The organism is Streptomyces sp. NPDC058678, from assembly GCF_042714835.1.
Lineage (GTDB): Bacteria > Actinomycetota > Actinomycetes > Streptomycetales > Streptomycetaceae > Streptomyces.
Window position 1 is genome coordinate 1 of record NZ_JBHXSG010000148.1, and the last position, 3,352, is coordinate 3,352.

Here is a 3,352-nt window from a genome sequence, read left to right on the forward strand (position 1 = left end):
GGGTGCGCTCAGCGCACCCGGGCCCGTCCGGTGTCCATCCGCTGTCACCAGGACGTCCCGCCCGCCCGCTCCGCGGGAGCGATGAGCTGGTCGGTGAGGGAGGTGAGCCGCTGCTGGGTGTCGGCGCTGTAGGCGAGACGGTGCGCCTTGGCCCGGCGGCTCTCGTTGTAGTACTGGCCGCTCGCGCCCCGTGCGCCCTCGTCGAGGGCGTGCAGCACGGAGGCCGTCCCCTCGGCCACCGAGGACCAGGGACGTACCCCGGCCTCGATGACCATCGTGGTGTCCATGTAGTTCGCGGGGTGCACGCAGTTGACCCTGATGCCCTCGCGGGCGTACTCCTCCGCGATGGTGAACGTGAAGGCGGCCAGCGCGAACTTGCTGCGTGTGTACGCCTCCATGCCGTCGTAGCGCCGGGTGAACTGGACGTCGTCCGGGTCGAAGGGGCTCTGCCCGATCGACCCGATGTTGAGCACCTGTGCCGTACCCGCCGCACGCAGAGGGGAGCGCAGCGCGCGGGTGAGGACCACCGGCGCCAGGTAGTTGACGGCGAACCTCAGTTCGTAGCCGTCCCGGCTCAGTTCGCGGCGGCGTGCGTCACGCCCTGCGCCCACTCCCGCGTTGTTCACGAGCAGTCCCAGCGAGGGGTGTTCGGCGGCCACCCGCCGGCCCAGTTCGGCGGCCTCCTCCAGAGAGGCGAGGTCCGCGACGTACGGATAGGCCGTACCGCCCGCCGCGCGCAGCTCGCCGACGACGGCGGCGCACCTGTTCTCGTCCCTGCCGTGCACCAGGACGATCCAGCCCCGGTCGGCCAGGGCTCGCGCGAGGCTCCGGCCGAGACCGGAGGTGGCTCCGGTGACCAGGGCGGGTGCGCTCGGCGGCTGTTGTTCTGCTGGGCCCTCGTGTCGGCTCATGAGTTCGGTCCTTCCTCCGGCGCGCTGGGCGTGCGGAGCTCGATGGCGACCATGACGAGAGTCTGGTCGGAGAGGTTGTGGACGTAGTGCCGCATGGGCAGGCACTCGCCGCGGTTGTGCACCACCTGTCCCGTCTCCAGCGACACCGCTTTGATCAACTCGCCGTTTTCGTCCAGGGATTCACCGTGCGCCCCGGAGAGCACGACGGTTACCCAGGGGTGGCGGTGGGTGTGGGCGGGCCGCTGCTCGCCGGGGGGCACGGTCTCCACCCAGCATTTGACATGGTCCTCGTCGATGAGCAGCTCGGCCCCCAACTCCTCCCAGGGCTCAAGCGGCATCCCGCACCTCCGTGCGCTCGCCGGAGGGGTGGGGCGCGGCGATCCGCGACAGCAGCCGCCGCGGGTTGTCGACCAGGAGGGTGCGCACCGTCTCCTCGTCGATGCCCGGCTCCTTCAGGAGAAGCGGCAGGACGCGCTCGAAGAGATGGACGTAGCTCCAGCCCGGATACGTGCGTTCCCGCTGCTCGGCCGTCAGGTAGTCGATGTGCACCGGGTGGTCCTGCGAGACGAGCAACTGGGCCGTGTGGCCCGCCCGGACGAGCGCGGCCAGGGTGGCGTTGCGCTGCTCGTCGGGGGCGAAGGGCGTCATGCCGTAGCGGTCGTAGCCCAGGACGCAGCCGGTGTCCGCGAGGGCGCGCAGGCCCTTCAGGTCGGCCGAGTCCCCGGCGTGCGCGACGACCACGGAGCCCGCCGCCACGCCCTCCTTCTCCAGGAGCCGCACCAGGTGGACGCCGTTGCCCTCGAACGGGTCGCAGTGCACCACCACCGGTACGCCGGTGTGCCGGTGCACCTCGGCGACGACGGCGGCCATCCGGTGCGCGGACGCGTCCGGCGGGGTGCGCTCGCAGGCGAACTTCACCAGGCCCGCCCGGACTCCGCTGTCCGCGATGCCGGTGGTGACGTCCCGCAGGAGCAGCTCGATCAGCGGGTCGTCCGCCTCGATGGCGGCGCCGGGGCCCCGGAAGCGGGCGAAGAGCGGTATGCCGTCGACGCTGTAGACGCCGGTGGCGAGCACGATGTTCACCGCCGTGCGCTCGGCGACGGCACGCACCAGGCCGATGTCGCGCCCCTGTCCGAGCACCGTCATGTCCACCAGGGTCCGCACCCCGGCCGCATACGCCTGCTCCAATTGGCGCACGGCCTCGCGCACTCCGGCCTCACGGTCCCACAAGTGGGGGAAATTCGACTGGAATTCGGAACTCAGCACGAAAAGATGTTCGTGCGCGAGCGTGATACCCAGGTCCGCCGCGGCGACCGGCCCGCGCACCGTCGGTACCGGGTCGTGCGGGAGGGGACTTTCCGTACGCACAGAGAACCGCCTCGGAATATCGGAACAACCGCCATTGCGCCGGGCAGGTCGACGCACCCGACAACAACCCATGGTGGCCTGCCCGCGAAGGCCTAACCAGGTGGTGTTCCAACTAGCATGAATCCCCGTCTCCCTGCCTCTGGCGCGAGCTGACAACGTCGATTCCGGCCGGGCGGTCATCTCCGGGCCGGCCGACACGCATCCCGTTCGCTCGTCACCAGGAGACAACCTTGTCCACTTCCCCCTCTTCCCTCTCCGGCGCCCGTGTCGTGGTGATCGGCGGCTCGTCCGGCATCGGCAAGGCGGTGGCCCGGCAGGCCGCCGCCGCGGGTGCTCAGGTCGTCGTCGGCTCCCGCTCCCAGGACAAGCTGGAGCAGACCGCCAAGGAGATCGACGGCATCACCACCGGTGTCGTGGACGTGACCGACGAGGAGAGCGTCGCCGCCTTCTTCGCGGGCATCGACTCCCTCGACCACCTCGTCGTCTGCCCCGGCGACATGGCCGTCGGCTCCGTCTACGACGTGTCCCTCGACTCGGTACGCGCCGCCCTCGACACCAAGATCGTCGGCCAGCTGCTGAGTGTTCGGCACGCCGGCAAGAAGATCTCGGGCCAGGGCTCGATCGTGCTGATCGCCGGTGCGGCCGGCTTCAAGTCGTACGCCGACATGAGCGCGACCGCCGCCGCCAACGCGGGCATCGGCGGCATGGGCCGCTCCCTCGCCGTCGAGCTCGCCCCGGTGCGCGTCAACGTCGTCGTCGGCGGTCTGATCGACACCCCGCTCTGGTCCTTCCTGCCCGAGGAGGCCCGCGCGGGCCTCTTCGAACAGACCGCGCAGAGCACCCCGGTGGGCCGCGTCGGACAGCCCGACGACGTCGCGGCGACGGTGCTCCACCTGCTGGAGAACACCTTCGTGACCGGCGCGGTGCTGCACGTCGATGGCGGCGGCACGCTGTGAGCGAGGCGGCGCACGGCGGCGCGACGGGCCTGGCGGGGCCCGCCGCGGCCCCGCCGCCCCCGGTGGGCCCGTTGCACCGGCTGCAGCTGACCGCCGCCAGCCGGGGTTGGGTGGACA

The 3,352-nt window shown here is 71.3% G+C and carries 4 protein-coding genes; 1 reads left to right on the plus strand and 3 read right to left on the minus strand.

The genetic code is table 11. From position 1 onward, the window contains the following. Window positions 1-44: 44 nt before the first annotated feature. Genes ACFWWR_RS48020 through ACFWWR_RS48030 form a run of 3 tightly spaced genes read right to left on the minus strand, consistent with a single transcriptional unit; the run spans window position 45 to window position 2,459 of the window. On the minus strand, window positions 45-911 hold the full coding sequence (locus ACFWWR_RS48020) for an SDR family NAD(P)-dependent oxidoreductase (RefSeq protein ID WP_384310683.1): 867 nt from the start codon (window positions 909-911) through the stop codon (window positions 45-47). Continuing rightward, window positions 908-1,249 carry a cupin domain-containing protein gene (locus tag ACFWWR_RS48025; protein ID WP_384310685.1) on the minus strand — a complete coding sequence of 114 codons (342 nt, stop codon included), beginning with the start codon at window positions 1,247-1,249 and terminating at the stop codon, window positions 908-910. The genes ACFWWR_RS48020 and ACFWWR_RS48025 overlap by 4 nt, the downstream gene beginning before the upstream one ends. Next, a complete protein-coding gene (locus ACFWWR_RS48030) occupies window positions 1,239-2,459 on the minus strand; it encodes a phosphotriesterase (protein ID WP_384310687.1) in 1,221 nt (406 codons plus the stop codon). Before ACFWWR_RS48030 ends, ACFWWR_RS48025 begins: the two co-directional genes overlap by 11 nt. Before the next feature lie 50 nt (window positions 2,460-2,509). On the opposite strand from ACFWWR_RS48030, the gene ACFWWR_RS48035 reads away from it, so the two are divergent. Then, window positions 2,510-3,235 carry an SDR family oxidoreductase gene (locus ACFWWR_RS48035; protein ID WP_384310689.1) on the plus strand — a complete coding sequence of 242 codons (726 nt, stop codon included), beginning with the start codon at window positions 2,510-2,512 and terminating at the stop codon, window positions 3,233-3,235. Window positions 3,236-3,352 lie beyond the last annotated feature (117 nt).

Excerpts from the sequence above, each read along its gene's own strand:
- ACFWWR_RS48020 (WP_384310683.1), bottom strand. The coding sequence starts at position 911 with ATGAGCCGACACGAGGGCCCAGCAGAACAACAGCCGCCGAGCGCACCC.
- ACFWWR_RS48025 (WP_384310685.1), bottom strand. The coding sequence starts at position 1,249 with ATGCCGCTTGAGCCCTGGGAGGAGTTGGGGGCCGAGCTGCTCATCGAC.
- ACFWWR_RS48030 (WP_384310687.1), bottom strand. The coding sequence starts at position 2,459 with ATGACCGCCCGGCCGGAATCGACGTTGTCAGCTCGCGCCAGAGGCAGG.